The organism is Chromatocurvus halotolerans, from assembly GCF_004340525.1.
Taxonomy (GTDB): domain Bacteria; phylum Pseudomonadota; class Gammaproteobacteria; order Pseudomonadales; family Halieaceae; genus Chromatocurvus; species Chromatocurvus halotolerans.
This window is the reverse complement of record NZ_SLWX01000003.1, coordinates 200177-217911: the sequence shown is the minus strand read 5'-3', so window position 1 is coordinate 217911 and position 17735 is coordinate 200177. Positions and strand designations below refer to the sequence as shown.

Here is a 17735-nt window from a genome sequence, read left to right as displayed (position 1 = left end):
ACATGATTCAGTATTTAAGACTCACAGTCGTAGAAATCTATGGTTCAGGTCCAGAAGCACCCGCAGGCGCAGTGGTTATGCCCGAAAAGGTGGCAGTTCACATTAGTCGGGTTTGGGTTTGGCGTCCGATTAGTGAAGAGTACCGCAGCAAATTCGGGGGGAAAGCAGATAGCTATTTCGCTACCGCCCGTGTGGCTGAGGGCACCTTCCGCGAAGGCACAATGCTAGACCAGCCAACTTGGGTAAATGATGGAAAGCCTTCGAGGGGGATTCACTGGTGGCTGACAGAAAGCCAGTATGACTACCTCATGGAGGTGACCCTATGAACCCGAAACCCATTGAAGTAGTGGGGCCCGACCGGGCCCCATCTAACAATCGCGAATTCCTCGAATTTATCTTCGATACAGGTTCATGGGTTTGGGGTTGTTCTTTCTCGTCGGACCCGCACGGCGTCGATGCCAAGTTCAAAGGCAGGTTTGCACAACTGCCTGCGATGCCGATCAAAGATAACGCGCACCTCTGCAATACCTATTTCTGCGTGTCGCAAATTCGAGAAAAAGGAGGTCAGCGGCAGCGCCAGGAGTCTTTCTTTGATGGCTTGATGGTGCTGGTGATCGACGACGTAGGCGAGAAGGGGCGAAGCCTCGAGGAAATATGCCGAGTTTTGACGCCAACTTATGTAATTCACACAAGCGACAAGCTCGTAGGAGAACGCACGGTCGCCTCTTATCAAGTCGGATACGTGTTCAAAGAACCGGTGACCGATCCAGATACAGCGAAGCTACTGCTCAAATGGATCGCCGCCAAGGAGGGCGACAAATCCGGCCACAACCTAGTGAGGGTTGTCCGACTTCCGTATGGAATGAACACCGCTGGTAGTGAACCAGCGCAAGGCCAGTTAAAGCGGCAGCCCAACAAAGTCAGGCTTCATGACTGGAGCGGCGTGAAGTACTCAGCTGAGGACCTAACTGATGCCTACGGAATCAAGGAACTCCCCGACAACGTAGCCCCGCTCAGCGTTACCGCATTTGGAAAAACAGTGGCAAACCGCAACGGGCCTGGACGCGGTAATGAAGAGGTAAACGAGTCCGACGTTTATCGCAAGCTCTCCCTGGATGAAATCGAGGAGGCCCTGAGCTTCATTGATCCAGGCCAGCTTCCTTATGACGGAAACGATCCTGATCACGAGGATAGCGCGCCGCACTGGCTTGGCATTCTTATGGCAATTCACTCCCAATACCCTGGTGCGGACGGGAAAGCGGTTGCCGATGAATGGTCGAAACGCGGCGGTGGTAAATACGTCCCCGGCGAGGTTGATAAGCGCTGGGGCGGATTCGGCAACAAGCAGGGTTTCACCATTGCGACGCTGATCAAGTTCGCCAGAGAGGCAGGGTGGCATCCAAAAAAGGGGCTCACTGAGCGGGACCAGTTGCTCGCTCAGTGGGGCGCGCCTTACGCCGTGGTTCAGGTTGGCAATAAGGTGCGCATTCTTGAAGAAAACGTATCGGGGCGACATACGCCTGAACAGTCTCCCTACAATCTTCCGACCGTTGAAGACTTCAAGAAATGGACGCATACGCAGCGATTTGTCGATCCTCAAGACAGCAAGGAGAAGCGCTATGCGGACGCCTGGTTTAACTGGCCGTACCGGCGGCAGTACCGTGGCATCGGTTGCTACCCGCCCGGCGCCGGGCCGCCGCCCACCGGTTACTACAACAGCTGGCGAGGCTTCGCGGTCGAACCAATACCGGGCGACTGCTCACTATGGCATCGCCACGTCCGCGACGTTTACTGCGACGGCAACCATGAGCACTACGAATGGGTCTTGAAGTGGCTTGCCGCACTGGTGCAGTACCCAGGAAAGCCGGTGGGGACCGCACTTGCCTGCCGGGGAGAGGAAGGCACAGGTAAAAACGCTTTCTGGCACCCATTTATAAAGATCTTTGGCTACCACTGTGTCCAGTTTACCGACCAGCAACACATGGAGACTCAGTTTACCGGCATTCTCGAAGGCAAAGTCCTGGTGCTGAACAATGAAGCCTACTGGGGCGGAAACTCCAAGACGGCAGGCAAGTTGAAGGGACTGATAACCGAGCCCTATGTCGTATCGGAACGCAAGGGCATTGAAGCATGCACGGTGTTCAATCCGCTCTGGTTCGGTTTTATGTCCAACAGCGAGTATTTCATCCCGGCAGATAAATCCTCGCGACGCTTCATGGCTACCGAAATTAGCGACTGTCACAAGCAGGACTCGGAGTATTTCATCGCGCTCTTTGACCAAATGAACTCCGGCGGCACTGAAGCCTTGCTGTATGAACTGCTGTCTATGGAGCTGTCGGAGGAGGACCTGCGCAATACCCTGAAAAACCCGCCAACGACCAAGGCGCTATTGAAGCAGGGCAACCGAACCCATGAGGATTTCGCTAGCTGGGTGCAGCAACTGGCGCTTGAAGGAAATATACCCCATAGGTCAGGCGAGGGGGCTACCTACTTCTTTTATCCGAGCAAGCAAGCATTCGACGACTTTGTGACATTCCGAAAAGCTGCGGGGCTCTATCCTGCCACCGTGGGCCACGCTGGTTTCGGAAAATTGGTACGAGCTCTTGGAGTCACGCAAGCAAAACCGCGTATCGATGGCTCGCAGATGCGCTGCTACAAGTTGCCACCGTTGGGCGAATTTCGGCGGAGAGTGGTAGAAACCTACCCCTGCGACGAGCTTGAAGAAGTCGATGCCGACGAAGAGTGGCGCGTACCGGGGGAGGGGTTTACCAATGAGGTCTAAACAACTCGGCTGGTCGCGACAGACGCATAGCACCCAGCAACGTGGTGCAGAGAACTTCCATCCCGGGACGGGTGAGACGACCGCCACGGGGGTACCCGTCTCGTCTAGAGGCCGCGTCCGACACGGGCTGGGACGGGTGAGACGTATGAGACATATAGAAAAAAATAAAAAAATAAAAAAGTACCACCGGACCATGGGGGTAAAGGTGGAGGTATCCCCACCCCGCGCGAGCCGCGAGCCATACGTCCCACCGTCCCACCCGTCCCACGCGCCTCGGCGGCTGTCTCTGATAGCGCACACCGGAGGCATTCGGAGCGAACAACGACGGCACAGCCAGCGAACAGCGGCGAGCCCACTTGTGGCAAATCTACCCGTCCCACGTACCCGTCCTAGACAACAAGGAGCATAGTCATGTTTCCAAAACCCGTACCAGCCACCCGTCTTGCGGAAATGCGAGCAGCGGAGAAGGAGCGCGAAGAGCAAACGCGCATCGAATCTCATGCACCCTCGTATGGGATTTCCAAGGCCATGAAGAGGCAAAACCAGGAGCGTTGGTTGGAGCTGTTTGGCAAATGCTTGAGCCCAAAACTCGCCTGCAAGCAGGCTGGGATTTCTATGGCAACGTATAACAAGTGGCGTACCAACGATGTTTGGTTTGCAGAGCAGTTAAACCAGGTTATGGAAGACTGGCGGTCCGAACTACTGTCGTCCGCCGTCACCCGAGCTATCGGTTACGTTCAGCGCGACGAGGACACCGGGAAGGTTGTCACCGACGCCGACGGCAAGGTGGTTTACCACGGAGCATCCGACTCGCTCACACGCGCCTTGTTGAACATGGACCAAGCGGACGCCACCGGAGCCGGGGCGAACGTCAACGTGACCATCAACCTCAAGGCATTTGGACTGGAAGAGCAGTCGATGGTCGATGCGGAGTGGCGAGAAGTAGACGCGGGGGCGTCGCCGGGGGACCCATAATGCCCGATATATCTCCGGTCGCACGGGAGGCCCACGACGGGCCGCGAGACGGTGCCCCGCACATCGGTGGCGGGTCGGTCCAGCGTGTCTCCCGTGGCCGTCCGTGGCCTCGGAGAGGTGGTGATAGCGCGCTTTGCTCAAAAGATATCGAAGCTACTATCTGACACTATAAACGTATAGACCTCCTCAGCGAATTCACTGGGAGGTTTGCCTGCAGCCTTCGCCGCATTGATGCTGTTGAGCATCTTTTTGTTGCGAGCCCGTCCGTAACGAAGTTCCAAAATACCCATGAATGTTTCGACTACTCGGTTGGGTGTGCCTTGCGCCTCCATGGCACCAATAACTCGTTCGATGTAGGATTTGCAGCGCAGGTAACCAAACAAATTCCATAGCCACACGATACCGAAGACAACTGCGCCCACCCAAAGTATCGAAATAAGAATGTCCATCCTTCCTCCACCGGTACTTTAAGCGTGACTCTGAATGCGGATTTCTTTCAGCTGCGCCATATCTACATTTCCTTTCTTCACAGAAGCGCGGATTCGGTTTCCTGCGTTCATCCGCTGCTGCCCTGGATTTAGGTGCCCGTAGCGCTGCATGTGGTAACCCTCGCCAGTTTTCAGCACCTCGTCTGCCAGATTACAGACCTCCTGAGGTTCCAGCCCTCGAAGTAGGCTAGCAAGCTCGTCGCCGCAGTCCATGGTGATCTCCCCGGACGAAAGCTTTACTCGCTGATAGCGCGTTTTCGCCTCGGCCATTTGGTTTTTGAGACAGCGTTCACGCAGCAGGGAGACGTCTTTTATCCTGGCCTTGGCTCTCGATCCGTCTTGGTCGAGGAGTGTTAGCCAGCCGCGCTTGATTTCAATGATCGTGTACTGCTGGTCCTTGAATTTAACTTCCTGGTTTACTCGGTAGTCCATTTTCAAACCCTCTGATTTCCACGGCTCATGCCGTAAGAAAATTAAAACAGGGCAGAATATGGGGCCACAATTATTGCCGACTTATAACGAAAGCGACCTGCATTTTTCGACAAAATGGTCACTGTTCCCAACACTAGACAAGGCACTATTGGTGCGCAAGGACGTGGAGCAGACGTCTGCAGACGGGCCTCATATTATGGTGGTCAGTGCATTTTCGAGCGCTGAACGCGTCTCACGGTTTCACGGGTAATCGGATGGGGAACCAGGTCCCGGTGTTCAGATGCTATGTGTGAAACCACTGGGAACACTTCTCTATGGTTCCCGCCCTGCGAGCCGGAGGTTCCGGCTGCAGCACACAAAGAGCAACTTGTCGCTGCCTTATATGTTGGGTCCTCCCTTGAACGTTGGTTCCAGGGGTATTATTAGTAGTACGACCCGCGATTTTCGCGGGTCCTCCCTCGTCACCTCGTCCTCATTCCACGCCGAGCGAGACAAAATGACGTGGCCCCAGGTTACCGGCAGACAAATTTTCTCTTTGTGTATAAATCCTTGTTTCAAGTTTCGTCGCGTCGGTTTATTCGACGAGTGACTTACAGATAATTGACGAAAAATATCTCGCCGTGTTTTCCTTTTTCTGTGGACCCTCGTGGCCACTCGTTCATTGTCTGCCCCACAGGAATGAATGCCAACCCTCCGTCTGTGGGAGTTCACTATCTCCCGTGGCCGGAGGGTTTTTTACGTTATGGAGAAATCTATTGAGACCCGGCCCTGCAGCAGGTGTGGCATTCGTAAACCGCTCGCCGCGTTTACCCCGCGTCATGATCGCCCCAGCGGTTACAAGTCACAGTGTAAATCCTGCCATAGAGAGGCAGTACGCAGGTACCGATCTTCGAAAATATCTGAAATACGAGGAATAACACAATGACGATTCTAGAAAGCATGGCCAACGAGCGCGAAATACAGGAGCACCTTTCGATTGTTCGGCAGCGAATCGAGTCGGAAGGTTTGTCTCGACTGGAACTGAAGCTACGCTACCGACAACTCGTAGAAGAGCACCAGGATAGTGGACTGACAGATGACGCTCGCGAACTTGCGCGAGCGGAATCGGAGTTGGTGCGTGAAATTATCCACGAATCCACACCACCGCAGCCGACACCCGCTGAGGTGGTGGAGCGGCTGAAACACGAGAACCCTGCGGCGGCAGAGTCGCTGGACTGGCAACTGAAACTTGAGGCTAAACGAAATACCGTTGCGGAGGCTGAAGCTGCTCTCGCGGAGGCTGAAGAGCGAGGCTGGGCAATCGATTCGGAGGGGTATCGGCGGCGTGCGGCTGCACTTTCCAGCGCCCAGGAGGCACTGGGTGAGATGGAAGCCAGAGTTCCGCCTATGTTAGAACGTGAAGCTCAGGCAATCAGCTACGAGCAGGAAGCGACTGAGCTCATGTATTCAGGCAGTATGCTTGAGAACAGCGCTGATGACGGCGTACAGCGTAACGCACAAAAAATGCTCGGACGTGCCGACGAGCTTTTCGAGAGGGCGGGGCAACTTCGAACGGCCAGACCCTTCAGTAATGAGAGTGCCGTATCGTAAACTCTGTCGGGAATTATGATGAATTAGGAAGGGAATGTTATTACATTAGTAATTTGAATTTTGAGAGGTAGAAGTCATGAAAAGATGGGTGGCGAGTTGTATTTCAAATGCCTAGTTTAATGAGGCCTTGAGTATTGCGGCTGCCTGCGTCGAGAGCCACAATCTGTTAAATTTACGAAACTAGGCCTGCGAGCGACTCACCGTGCTTGTCACTTATATTGATGATTGTGGACAAAAGCACCGACATACGATAGCAGGCCTTGGAAAACTCCGCGGTTACGGTGCTCTAATTTTCGATATTAATAAAGTCCGCGAGCTTGAGTTAAGTGTCGCAAAGCTCCTTGAATCAAAGGGGTTAGACGCTGAAACAGAACTGAAGTGGTCACCCGATGCAGGGTCTCGGCTTAGAACATTTACGGGTCGCGAGCATTTGTTTCGCGAGGTTATCGAGCTTTACGCTGCTGAGGGCGCAAAAGCTATAGTCGTGATTTGGGACGAAGGACACGGCACGCTTGAAGGCGAGAGCGCAAACGACGAACTGATGAAATACCTGTTTGAGCGTATTGTTACGCACATGGGCGCAGAGCGGAAAACACTGGTGATATGCGATCAGCCGGGTGGTGGTCATAAGAGCATTTCACGGCTTATCGAGAAGTTCTCGTTTAACTACCTCCAGGGCACACCTTATGTTCGGCCTGAAGCATGTGTCCATAACATCCTGACTACCCCAAGCCATCTTTGCAGAGGAGTGCAGGTTGCAGACCTTATAGGTGGTTCTACTCTACAAATGGTTGCGGGCAATCACACTTACGCATCGGTGCTTTTCCACTCTGTAAAGCCCATGTTGATCACAAACTGGGCCGGCGTGATATCAGGGTCAGGACTTAAGCTGGGCCCAGACGTTATCAGGAATCTGTATCATTGGGTGCTCGGTGAGGAGTGGCTGTATCGCGGTGGCACTGCATGTCACTTACCCGTCGCATCCTGGCCATTCTCTGAAGATCCATATAACCCTTAGATGTGAACCCATCGGCCACTATGAGGCTAACCTCACGTAGCATTAACAGGCGTGATCGATTCACAGGAGCGCGCAAGCTCCTGATCGGCTCGGAGATCGGAAAGCTCGATGGTCTTCATGATTCGGTCCGTTTCTGCCAATATTTTCAGGATACGTTGGTAATGCCTGATATCATCAAATGATAAGCTACGACCCTTGCGATCCTTCAGCCATTTTTCGGCAGGTTGATACCCACCAATAAAAAAGCCCCACGCGACCTCTGGCGCGTTATCGAAGTACTGAGTTTCGTTTATCCATACTTTGCCTTCATTAAATGCTGGCTTCATAACAACACCACTACCCTCCCCAGTAAAAGGGTAAGGCGTTTCGCCAACGGTAGCACGATCCATTAAGTGAAGATTTCGCAGTTCGGCCCCCTTGGATGAGAGATCCCAGAAATCTTCAGGTGATATAGGCCATGGGATTCGCGGAAAATCAGACTTGAGGAATTCGGCATAAGTCTCTCGGTAAGCGGGGCAGTGCAGGACCCCATATACGTAATCGAAGATTGCCACCTCATCGGGAATGCCTTTATCGGGATGTGAGCCGAGTTCCTGCATATGCGCAAAAATCTTTCGGTCGAAGTTTACTTGGCGGGACTTATCGAAGCCTTCATCGTCGGGATAGATGTAAAGGGGATAGACAGCATTTTGCTCCTTGGTGCGATTAGAAATCGCGCACATTTCTGAAATAGTATTTGTCACAAGAGCATGTTTGTAAGGAAGGGTCGCTAGCTGCCTTGGGAAAAGAATAGCTAAGTTTTCATGGCGGAGAAACTGAACCATTATTTTCTCTCGCGGCCAATCAAGGAGCTCTTTGGAGAAGTAAGTGAATCGCAGATCAAATGGTCGGTAATTGATTGCAACTAATAACTCTGGATTTTTTCGCACATCGATCTTCTTTCGCGCCGCCGAAAGCGACCACCCTCTGCTATCGCCCGGAAGATACTTGCCTGCCTTTTTGTGCCCAAAAAATCGCCAACGAATCTCATCGTCCGAAGCTTTAGGGTCACAGAAAACCTTCAAGCGCTCTTCCAATTCGGTTCTAGTATGTGCAATTGCAAGGGCGTCTCTGCTGGTTTGAACGCCCATTGAGCCTTCAACGAAGAGGTCGGTTACTTTGAATCCGCCTGAATAAGCTTCAGTCTTACTGGCTGACTGTGGGATGAAGGCGTATTGTGGTGCGGCGCAGGCTACTCGCTCAGTGATCGTAGTGCTAACGCAACCTCTATCCAGAGTTTCATATTTGGCGTGGCGCGTACCTCTTAGATCACCATGCCAGACCTCAGCCAATCGTTGTTTTTTTGTACCTGTCTTCGCAGCGATAATAATCGCGACACCCTGCTGGATGTCGAATACGTTCTTGTCGCTCTTGCCCTCCTCCGTTAATTCTTTCTTTTTGACGCTGCCGTGCAAGTCGAGTACGTAAATACGATCAAATGTATTTAACAGGTGCCATCGCATGCCTCGAAACGTTGGGTTGTCTAAATAACCGTTATTCGTGATGAACCCTAAAATACCTTCTTTATTCTTCTCGATTAGGGTCTCTGCAAATCGCATAAACTTCACGTAGTCATCGTGAAGCCAGTGCTTTCTTTCACCGAAGTGCTGCCCATCAACGTATTTGTAATCCTCAATTAAGCTGGAGATCCAATCTCCCATGTTCTGCGAAACGCCGGAGTATGGCGGATTGCCGATTACACACATGATGGGCATGTCGCGCTTGATAGAGTTTGCACCTTTTGCCTCGCGGCTGATCCACTGGGAAAAAGGAAGCTCCTGGTTCGGTGGCTCACCTTCCTCTAGGCTATTGGTCAAATAGACGGACAATCTAGGCGGGTTCTTGGTGGGTATATAACCAAGTTCGCTGAGAATCATTTCGAGCTTCATGTGGCACATTGCGTAGGATGCCATCAATAGCTCGAAACCGTGTAGCCGAGGTATCAGTTCCTCTTCAATATACTGCGACCAGTTACCTGGCGCGACCTTGCGCACCTTGGGTTCGATCTGCTTCATTACCTCCGCTAGGAAGGTGCCGGTTCCCACGGCCGGATCGAGTATTTGAACCTTGTGAACCTCGCGCTTCTCTATTAAGTTACGGCCGTCTTTATAAAAGTGGCCTTTGCTCGTCCGCTTTCGCTGACCAGTATCCCAATTAATTGCCACTCTCGAAGTATCGGCCAAGCCATCCGGGAGGCCGAATTCAGTTTGCAAAACCTCGTCTACGGCCCTGACTATAAAGCTCACAACTGATTCTGGTGTGTACCATACCCCCCTAGCTTTCCGTTTTTTAGGGCTGTAAACGGAGAGAAAGGTTTCATAGAAGTGGAGGAAAGGGTCACTGCGGCCTGTGAGCTTTCCAAATCCTTGCATTAACTTCGCCACATCACAAGCTTGAAAAACTTTGGCAAGATCATCAATGATCCATGATATTCGGTCGTCGAGGTTGTAACCTGCGACATATGTGAAGAGTGATTTAAGGAAAGGGTTGGATTTCGGGAGAAGCTCTAGTGCTTCCTGGCGACTGAACGTATCAAGAGTCTCATCGTGCAGTCGGGCGGTGAACATGCCATAGGCAATAGTTTCCGCGTAGACATCGGCAAACTCTCCTGGCGTTGTATCGTGAATTAGGTTTTCTTTAAAACCTTCATACTGCCCTTTTAGATCGGGATCGGGGTCTGTCTCGTCAATAAGTATCTTATGCAGAACATCTTTAATCAGCCGAGCTTTACCCGCCATTCGAATCGCGAGGTCACGCGGGCTAGTGATAGTTTGCGGTCGTTGAACTGCGAATTCTGAAAGTAGATTTAGGAGTGTCCCGTACTGGCTAGGGTCGGTTATTAAGGTCTTTTCGAGCGTCGCGATATCTACTGATGCAACGAGCTCTCTGTCGCGGTAGAAGTCCCACTCTAGGCAGTTTGTATAAATTAGGTTAGGCAAAGCATCGCGGTACCGGTCGCGCTGCTCCTTATTGTTTCCTTTCAGGCCGCGCACTGAGACGCTAAGGTCTTTAGCCTCAATATGCCCGATAACAATATCCCCAACAGACACGATGAAGTCGGGCGCACCACATTCGACCCGCTTTGGCTCGTTTAGCGCCTTCACCCCGAGCCCATCGAAAAGCGACTCTATTGCAGACCGGTAGGAGTTTTCGGTTGCCTTACCAGTGTCGTGAATGGCCTGTACGGTTGCAATGAAGTCTTCGATCAAAGCCAAGGCGGACTCTTCCTTGTGGTTTCTACTGCACTCTGATCGTATCTTTGTTTTGTGTTGGTGCCCAGTCTTCGTGGTTATTTACGGCAGGTATGGCGCGATCGCTGTAGCCCCTCAGCGCGTCACATAAGATTTCATCCCAGGCGTCAGCAACCACTTTCAGCTCCCGGACCCGGTGCGCGCGGTCGTATGCCTTGGTGCCAATACCGCTGACCGTTTTAATGTGTCGCTGGTGCGCGAGGTCGATCAGGTGACGGTCGATGCCGTAGTTACCAAGTTCTGTGACCGCGCAGGCCCTGCAGTAGCGTGGTGAAAAGTCGCCCATTTCAGGGTGATCCTCTCTTACCTTGCGAGCAGCCGCTCCGAGGGCGATCAGCGACAGGGGCGTCTTGGTGCCGGTCCGCTGCGGGAACACGCATTCCTGATGACTAGTGTAGTCGTGCACCTCGTCGAGAACTTCCAAGGCATGACGGGTTAGGGGGATGATCTGAGGTTTACCAGATTTGGTGCGGCCCTCCGGTAGCGAGATGCAAGTGATGCCATCGACGTCGATGATTTCTTCCCATCTTGTGTACAGTGTATCTTTGACTCGTCTGCCGTACATCGCGATGTGAAACCTGATCGCTAGCCAAGTCACGGGGCTGTTGTACTCGGGAATGTGAGTCCAGGCTGCGGCAAGATTTTCCATCGTCAGCCTTACCTCTGCTGGCCTTTCCGCCGCACTGATCGGCTTGATATTCCGGAGTGGGTTGTCCTTCACCCCAAAGGACAGGTCTCGGTCGCGGGTGAGGTCGTACTCAACGTCTATGCCGAAGTTCCAGATTGTCCGAAGGTATGTCAGCACTCTATTAGCCATCGTCGGTGTTGCCTTTGCAATGGGTCTCAGCACTTCGTGGCAGTCGTCGATGGTGACATCGCAGGCAAGCTTCTTCTCGAACCAAGCTGGTACCTTCTTTCGATATGACTTCATGAGCTTGTAGGACTTGGCTTCGGTTTTCGAGGCCATGTACGCGTCAATTAATTGCTTGACGGTAGATGCGTCCGCCTTCGGTCTCGCCCTCGGGTTTTCGCCATTCGCGATGCCGGTTTTCTTCTCCCTTGCCTTGTCACGTGCGGCGGCTATACCGAGGGCTGGCCACTGGCCAAGCTTTAGATATTTTCGTTTGCCGCGCTCGTCGCGGTAGCGAAGCGTCCATGCCTTGTTGCCGCCGGGGCTGATCTGGATATTTAGCCCTGGTACCAGTTCGTCCGAGATTCGGTAGGGGCCGCTGCTCTTAGGCTCAAGGCCGTTTATCATCTTTACTGTGAATGCCATCATTCATCTCCTAGTGCTCTGTGTAGTGCCTCGCGCCCCGACACTCGGGGACACAGGGCGTACACAAAAGGAGAACACCGCGATGTATGGCAGCACAATATAAAGCCTTGTATCTTAAGGACTTTTAGGCGCAGCTGGTCACAGTAGTGTCCCAGCCATGACACAGGTAGAGTCGGCGACTAGGATGCCGGGCGGGCCATTAACATCAAGCATGCGGGATTTTTCAACCTTCCGCCTCTTCGCACAATCTCCTGCTGAGTCCAGATCGGATCTAGCTTTGATCGCTGCTCGCGCTCGCGAGATGCTCTAGCTGCTCCTCGAGCTCGCCGCTCAAGACGGAGAGTCATGGTTTTGGACGTAATACGCTCAGCGTTGAAACCCGACATAGATTCAGGGCACGTCTCCGCGGAGACGCTGATTGACCGGTCGCGCGCTGATCCTATGGTCAGAGCAACGAGCGCTTCCTGGCGGCATCACTTGCCCGGGCAATCCCGACCCCCCCCACCTTGCGTCTGCCCTCGGCAGAACGTACCGTCTCCAGGATGTCAACGCACGTCACCGGACAGCGGCAATGCTCGTAGGCGCCACGATCGGCTTCATCGAACGCGCGATCATTATTCTGATCGTGATACTCACCGTTGGCGCCGTCGGCCTGGAGGTTCTCAATATCTGGGATCGCCGGACCATCGTGATTGCCGATATTCTGCTGCTGTTTCTCTACACCGAGGTCATTTCCATGGCCAGCGTGTTCTACACCAGTCGGCGTATTCCTGTGGTCTATCCCCTGCTGATCGCTATCACGGCGATCTCCCGCCTGATCGTGCTGCAGAGCAAGGACATGGATCCGGTTTCCATCCTGTATGAGGCAACCGCTGCCTTGATTCTCGGCGTGGCGGCTGTCCTGCTGACATGGTCGGAGCGGACCGCAAAACACAACACAGACCACACCCCTGACAACGACAACAGCTGAAGCCCGCGGATTCGGCGCGACTTTCGCCTATCACGGATAAAAAGCACGGATAGAAAACACGGATTCGCTGTCCAAGGATGCATGACACAAGCTCAGATCATTCATGAAGACCCGCTCAACGATCGCCACAAGCCGAACGGCTTTTCGGACAGGGTCGCCTTTTCACTCACCCGTGCGCTGCGTTTCGTGGCCGACAGCTTTTTTGCAAAACGCTACGGCCATCGTGCAGTAGTGCTGGAGACAGTCGCTGCGGTACCCGGCATGGTTGGCGGCATGATGCGGCATATGCGCTCCCTGCGGCGCCTGGAGGACGATCGCGAGTGGATACACACGCTGTTGTCCGAGGCCGAGAACGAGCGTATGCACCTGATGACGTTTATTGAAATTGCGCGGCCCAGCTGGTTTGAGCGCATGATCATTCTCGGAGCGCAGGGAATCTTTTTCACCAGCTTCCTGCTGCTTTACATCATCTCAGCGCGCACGGCACACCGGCTGGTTGGTTACTTCGAAGAAGAGGCTGTCTACAGTTACAGCGAGTACCTGCGTGAAATCGACAGTGGCCGCCTTGAGAATGTCCCTGCACCGCGCATCGCCATTGACTACTGGCAGCTGCCGGAAAACGCGACCCTGCGCGACGTCGTGATCGTCGTCAGGCAGGACGAGGCCGGCCATCGCGATGTCAACCACCGGCTTGCCGACAGCTTTGATGAGCCTACGGACTAAAGTACGCGCTCTTCCTCAGTCATGAAGAAAGCGGTTTTCTCCATGTCGGCAAACTTGAATTCGTCGGGCTGCACCTGCGCCAGGTAGTCAGGGTCTGAAAAGAACGCATTCTTGTCTTCCACAGAATCGAACCAGAGTTCGGCAGTGCCGTCGTAAGCCGGCTCGCCCTGCGCGTATTCGGCGGGCAGCGTGTGGAACTGTGAATACCGGCGCACATATCTGTCGCTTGCGGCAATCGCTCGCACCTTCGCGGAGTGGCTCTCGCGCCAGTAGGCGTGAAAGGCTTCCGGAGTCATGTCAGGATGTCTTTTTACCGCTACAACCAGCTTGATCATCGTTTTTTGGCTCTCCTGCATTCATTCATATAGCGCTCCATGCGGTCCAGCGCGGGGGCCAGCACCTCGACCGGCTGACACAGTGACACACGCACGAATTGACCGCAGCCCGGTCCGAACCCGGCCCCAGGGAGCACAGATATGTCATGCCGGTCGAGAAGTTCTCGCGCAAACATCGCGCCATCGCGGCCACTGCCCGACACATCCATCATCACGAACATGCCGGCCTCCGGCGTGACACAGCTTAGCCCTTCCACGGCGTCTATGCGTCCGCAGAGGTAGTCGCGACGCTTGCGGTATTCGTCGCGAACGTCGGCAATATAGGCTTCGTCGTTGGTCAGGGCAAACGCTGCGGCATCCTGGACAAACTGACAGCACCCGAAAACCGTGGCGCTGGTGAAGTCCAGCAGGCGTTCCGCCATATCGAGACTGGATACGGTCCAGCCAAGCCGCCAGCCGGTCATGGCGTGTGACTTGGAGAGGCTGTCAATTACCACAACGTTATCGAGCGCTGCCGCCGCACGCCGCAGCGATACGTGGCGGCGCTCGAAAGTGATCATCGAGTACACCTCGTCACACACCAGCCATAGCCCGTTGTCCCGGCACCAGGACGCCAGCGATGAGAGGGTTTCCGCGTCAATCATGTTGCCCGCCGGATTCCCGGGCGTATTTAGCAGGACAGCGCGGGTGTCTGAGGTGACTGCCGCCTTTACCGCCTCCGGGTCGAGACGAAAGCCGGCTTGGGCGTCCAGCGGAACGACAGATTTCGCAATACCCAGCGCCTTGAAAATACCGTCGTAGCCAACATACATCGGTTCGGCAACCACAACGGCGTCGCCGGGATCGGTGATACAGGCCAGCGTGGTGTAAATGGCGTTTGTGGCGCCGGGAAAAATGATGATCTCGTCGGGATCACAGGCCCGGCCCGAAGCGCGCGCCTCGATATCGGCAATCACGCGCCGCAGCCGCAGTTCTCCGCGCCCGGGCGCGTAATGCGTACGTCCGTCGCGCAGGCTGTCGATGGTGGCTTCAATCGTGGAAGGCAGCGTGGGCAGGTCCGGATCACCGATTGACAGCAGATAGATGTTCTCACCCTTCGCGTGTCGTTCGCAGGCGGTGTCGTGCACGGCCCAGACACCATCTTCATCGTCGGCAAACGCCCTCATACGGTGGCTGAAGCGGGCGGCAAAGTGTTCGGCTGGCATCAGCACGTCGTTGTTCCTTCTCATCCAGGGTAACGCAAGGGGCATGGCTGATGGACCACGCTACCTGCAGAGTCTATCAGCCGCAAGAAGCTGAAGGACGTGCCATACACCGGCTCCGACTTTCGCTCAGCGCCTCGCGGGGCCAAAAAAAACTGGCACACTGTTAGCCTCATGCGTCAATCGGATCTGACAGGACACAGGGACTATCATCATGCGCGTTTTCTTTGGCATTGAGCCGGGCCTTGAGGCCCGTCAATCCATTGCCGACTGGCGAGATCGCTACGGACTTGCCGCGGGCAGACCCATCCCGCCTGCGAATTTCCATATCACGCTGGCGTTTATCGGCGACATCAATGATCGCGATCTGGAAATGCTGTGTAACACGGTCGATGAGCACCAGCGCGGACAGGAGTTTGTCGCCGGTGCGCTCGCTCTTGATCGTGTGGGCTACTGGCCCGGCCCCGACATTTACTGGATCGGCACGTCGCGGGAAGCGCCGCAGATCAAACGACTCGCACGAAAGCTGCAGTCCCTCGGCGGGCGGGTCGGCGCACGATTGACCAAAAAAACGTTCACGCCACATGTCACGCTGTATCGCAACTGCAGCGAGCCGCCACCTGCGCCGGTCGTCCTGCCGGACATCGAGCTTGCCTACAGGCAGGTCACACTGTTCGAATCGAAGCCGGGACGCGCGGGCGTCAGCTATCACCCGCTGGCCGAGTGGGACCTTGGCCGGGCGCTCGGGTTACCATAGATCGCCACGCTGTCCAGACTTTGGGGCCAGGTCCGAATCGGACCTGGCCCCGGAAGGACACCACCGGCAAAAAGAGAAGGAAACGACAGATGACCAACGCCATCATACCGTTACTCGCCGCAGGCGCCATGATCGTTACACTCAGCCATGCCGTCGCGGCAGACACCGGGCAGAGCAGATCCGGGGAGGATGCCAACCGCATCACCCAGGCGAAGGAGATCCTCGAGCGCGTGCCACTGTTCGACGGCCACAACGACCTGCCTTGGCAGTACCGTGGCCGGGTAAATTACCGCTTCAGCGAACTGGACGTTCGGGACACGACAAAACAGCCCGCGGACTCCACCGACAACCCGATGCACACGGATATCACCCGTCTACGGGAGGGAAAGGTCGGCGCACAGTGGTGGTCCGTGTACACCGCAGCAAACACCAGCGAACCGGAAGCGGTGCTGGCCACGATGGAGCAGATTGATTTCGTCCATGGCATGATTGGCCGCTTCCCGGAAACCTTTGCCCTTGCACTCACCGCCGACGATGTTGAAGAGGCCTTCGCCGACGGCAAGATCGCGTCATTGATGGGCATGGAGGGCGGTCACTCCATCGCCAACTCCCTCGGCGCACTGCGCATGTTCCACCGGCTGGGTGCCCGCTACATGACGCTCACCCACTCGCGCACCCTCGACTGGGCGGATGCCGCTGGCGACGATCCGCAGCACGACGGCCTCACCGCCTTTGGCGAGGAGGTGGTACGGGAAATGAACCGTCTCGGGATGGTCGTGGATATTTCCCACGCAGCACCGGCAACCATGCGCGATGCCATGGCCATCTCGGAAGCGCCGGTAATGTACTCGCACTCCAATACGCTGGCGCTAAACGGACATCCGCGCAACGCACCGGACGATATGCTGGAATTGCTGAAAGAGAATGGTGGCCTGATCATGGTCACCTTTGTCGAGAGCTTCACCTCGGAGGAGGTCAGACAGGCGGGTGCCGACCGCAGCGCGGAGCTGGCGCGTGTTACCGCCCTGAACCCCGGTCGCCCGGCGATTATCGAAAAGGCCATGGCGGACTGGGACGCCGCCAACCCCATGCCAAAGGCAACACTTTCACAGGTGGCGGATCACATTGACCACATTCGCGCCCTGATCGGTGTGGATCATATTGGCATCGGCGGGGATTTCGATGGCGTCTCAACACTGCCGCTCGGCCTTGAGGATGTATCCACCTATCCGGCGCTGTTTGCGGAGCTGCTCAAGCGCGGATATACCGAGCAGGAGCTCGAGAAAATCGCGGGACGCAACATGCTTCGCGTACTGCGCGGCGTCGAGAAAACGGCGGCAAGACTGCAGAATGAGCGGGAGCCGTCCGAAATGGTGTTTGAGGACTGAGAACACTCCGGCGCCTCAAGGGCGCCTTTCACTGAAGACAGCATCGCCTAGGGCACCCGAATGGATTAGGATGGGGCTTCGGTGAATTGACGAGACCGCGAGACGGTCCATGGGGTAGTCATCATGAGTTACCGGAAAAACCTCCAGCCAGCGCTGCTGGCCCTCTTTCTTGTGTGCATGGCGCAGGCAGCCTCAGCCCACCACGGCTGGTCCGGCAACACGGCAGGCGAGATAGAAATCACCGGCGTTGTGGAGACCGGCGTCAGCCTGTCGGGACCCCACGGCACTATGCAGATCCGCGACGACGAAGGCCAGCTCTGGGACATCACGTTGGCACCAGGACCGAGAACACACCGGTCGGGGCTGAAGGAAAGCACGGTGCCGCTGGGGGAGACCGTCACCGTGCAGGGCCAGCGCAACGAAGACATGGAGATGTACGAAGCCAAGGTGCGTCGCGTTATCTGGAACGGCAAGGAATTCGACGTTTATCCGCCGAAGTAAGGTCGCAA

Annotated in this window: 16 protein-coding genes; 10 read left to right on the top strand and 6 right to left on the bottom strand. The window is 55.1% G+C overall.

Translation table 11 applies throughout. The features are described from left to right. The first annotated feature begins 2 nt into the window (after window positions 1–2). The 3 genes from EV688_RS04835 (at window position 3) to EV688_RS04825 (ending at window position 3757) form a co-directional block, all read left to right on the top strand. Window positions 3–326 carry a hypothetical protein gene (locus EV688_RS04835; RefSeq protein WP_131917555.1) on the top strand — a complete coding sequence of 108 codons (324 nt, stop codon included), beginning with the start codon at window positions 3–5 and terminating at the stop codon, window positions 324–326. Continuing rightward, window positions 323–2782 (top strand): DUF5906 domain-containing protein, encoded by a 2460-nt coding sequence (locus tag EV688_RS04830; RefSeq protein ID WP_117317239.1) that lies wholly within the window; start codon window positions 323–325, stop codon window positions 2780–2782. Before EV688_RS04835 ends, EV688_RS04830 begins: the two co-directional genes overlap by 4 nt. Window positions 2783–3193: 411 nt before the next feature. After that, the gene (locus tag EV688_RS04825) at window positions 3194–3757 is read left to right on the top strand and encodes a hypothetical protein (protein ID WP_117317241.1); all 564 of its coding nucleotides are present in this window, start codon (window positions 3194–3196) and stop codon (window positions 3755–3757) included. A gap of 137 nt (window positions 3758–3894) precedes the next feature. On the opposite strand, the gene EV688_RS04820 is transcribed toward EV688_RS04825, so the two are convergent. Both EV688_RS04820 and EV688_RS04815 read right to left on the bottom strand, forming a co-directional pair. Continuing rightward, window positions 3895–4206 (bottom strand): hypothetical protein, encoded by a 312-nt coding sequence (locus EV688_RS04820; RefSeq protein ID WP_117317243.1) that lies wholly within the window; start codon window positions 4204–4206, stop codon window positions 3895–3897. An 18-nt stretch (window positions 4207–4224) separates the two neighbouring features. Next, window positions 4225–4683 (bottom strand): hypothetical protein, encoded by a 459-nt coding sequence (locus EV688_RS04815; RefSeq protein WP_131917554.1) that lies wholly within the window; start codon window positions 4681–4683, stop codon window positions 4225–4227. 915 nt (window positions 4684–5598) lie between these two features. Between EV688_RS04815 and EV688_RS04805 the strand changes: the two genes are divergently transcribed. Next, window positions 5599–6267, top strand: a complete 669-nt coding sequence (locus EV688_RS04805; RefSeq protein ID WP_117317247.1) for a hypothetical protein — start codon at window positions 5599–5601, stop codon at window positions 6265–6267. Between the two features lie 202 nt (window positions 6268–6469). Beyond that, the gene (locus tag EV688_RS04800) at window positions 6470–7285 is read left to right on the top strand and encodes a DUF3800 domain-containing protein (RefSeq protein ID WP_117317250.1); all 816 of its coding nucleotides are present in this window, start codon (window positions 6470–6472) and stop codon (window positions 7283–7285) included. A gap of 32 nt (window positions 7286–7317) precedes the next feature. On the opposite strand, the gene EV688_RS04795 is transcribed toward EV688_RS04800, so the two are convergent. Next, window positions 7318–10539 (bottom strand): type ISP restriction/modification enzyme, encoded by a 3222-nt coding sequence (locus EV688_RS04795; protein WP_117317252.1) that lies wholly within the window; start codon window positions 10537–10539, stop codon window positions 7318–7320. A 22-nt stretch (window positions 10540–10561) separates the two neighbouring features. After that, on the bottom strand, window positions 10562–11854 hold the full coding sequence (locus tag EV688_RS04790) for a tyrosine-type recombinase/integrase (RefSeq protein WP_117317254.1): 1293 nt from the start codon (window positions 11852–11854) through the stop codon (window positions 10562–10564). A gap of 568 nt (window positions 11855–12422) precedes the next feature. Here EV688_RS04790 and EV688_RS04785 point away from each other — a divergent pair. Together EV688_RS04785 and EV688_RS04780 are read left to right on the top strand one after the other, a co-directional pair. After that, complete coding sequence (locus EV688_RS04785) at window positions 12423–12821, top strand: phosphate-starvation-inducible PsiE family protein (protein ID WP_117317256.1); 399 nt, start codon at window positions 12423–12425, stop codon at window positions 12819–12821. 81 nt (window positions 12822–12902) lie between these two features. Beyond that, window positions 12903–13544, top strand: coding sequence for an alternative oxidase (locus EV688_RS04780; RefSeq protein WP_117317258.1), 642 nt, complete (start codon window positions 12903–12905; stop codon window positions 13542–13544). Here the strand turns inward: EV688_RS04780 and EV688_RS04775 are convergent. Continuing rightward, complete coding sequence (locus EV688_RS04775) at window positions 13541–13879, bottom strand: EthD domain-containing protein (RefSeq protein WP_162883878.1); 339 nt, start codon at window positions 13877–13879, stop codon at window positions 13541–13543. The two genes, EV688_RS04780 and EV688_RS04775, sit on opposite strands and share 4 nt — an antisense overlap. Next, entirely contained in the window at window positions 13876–15084 is a 1209-nt protein-coding gene (locus EV688_RS04770; protein WP_240624342.1) for a pyridoxal phosphate-dependent aminotransferase, read from the bottom strand. Before EV688_RS04770 ends, EV688_RS04775 begins: the two co-directional genes overlap by 4 nt. A 211-nt stretch (window positions 15085–15295) precedes the next feature. Here EV688_RS04770 and thpR point away from each other — a divergent pair, with 211 nt between their 5' ends. The 3 genes from thpR to EV688_RS04755 all read left to right on the top strand — a co-directional run bounded on the left by thpR (window position 15296) and on the right by EV688_RS04755 (window position 17727). Beyond that, window positions 15296–15838 (top strand): RNA 2',3'-cyclic phosphodiesterase, encoded by a 543-nt coding sequence (thpR, locus tag EV688_RS04765; RefSeq protein WP_117317262.1) that lies wholly within the window; start codon window positions 15296–15298, stop codon window positions 15836–15838. Between the two features lie 89 nt (window positions 15839–15927). After that, complete coding sequence (locus EV688_RS04760; RefSeq protein ID WP_117317264.1) at window positions 15928–17226, top strand: dipeptidase; 1299 nt, start codon at window positions 15928–15930, stop codon at window positions 17224–17226. Window positions 17227–17349: 123 nt separating this feature from the next. After that, window positions 17350–17727, top strand: coding sequence for a DUF6152 family protein (locus EV688_RS04755; protein ID WP_117317266.1), 378 nt, complete (start codon window positions 17350–17352; stop codon window positions 17725–17727). The last annotated feature ends 8 nt before the right edge of the window (window positions 17728–17735 follow it).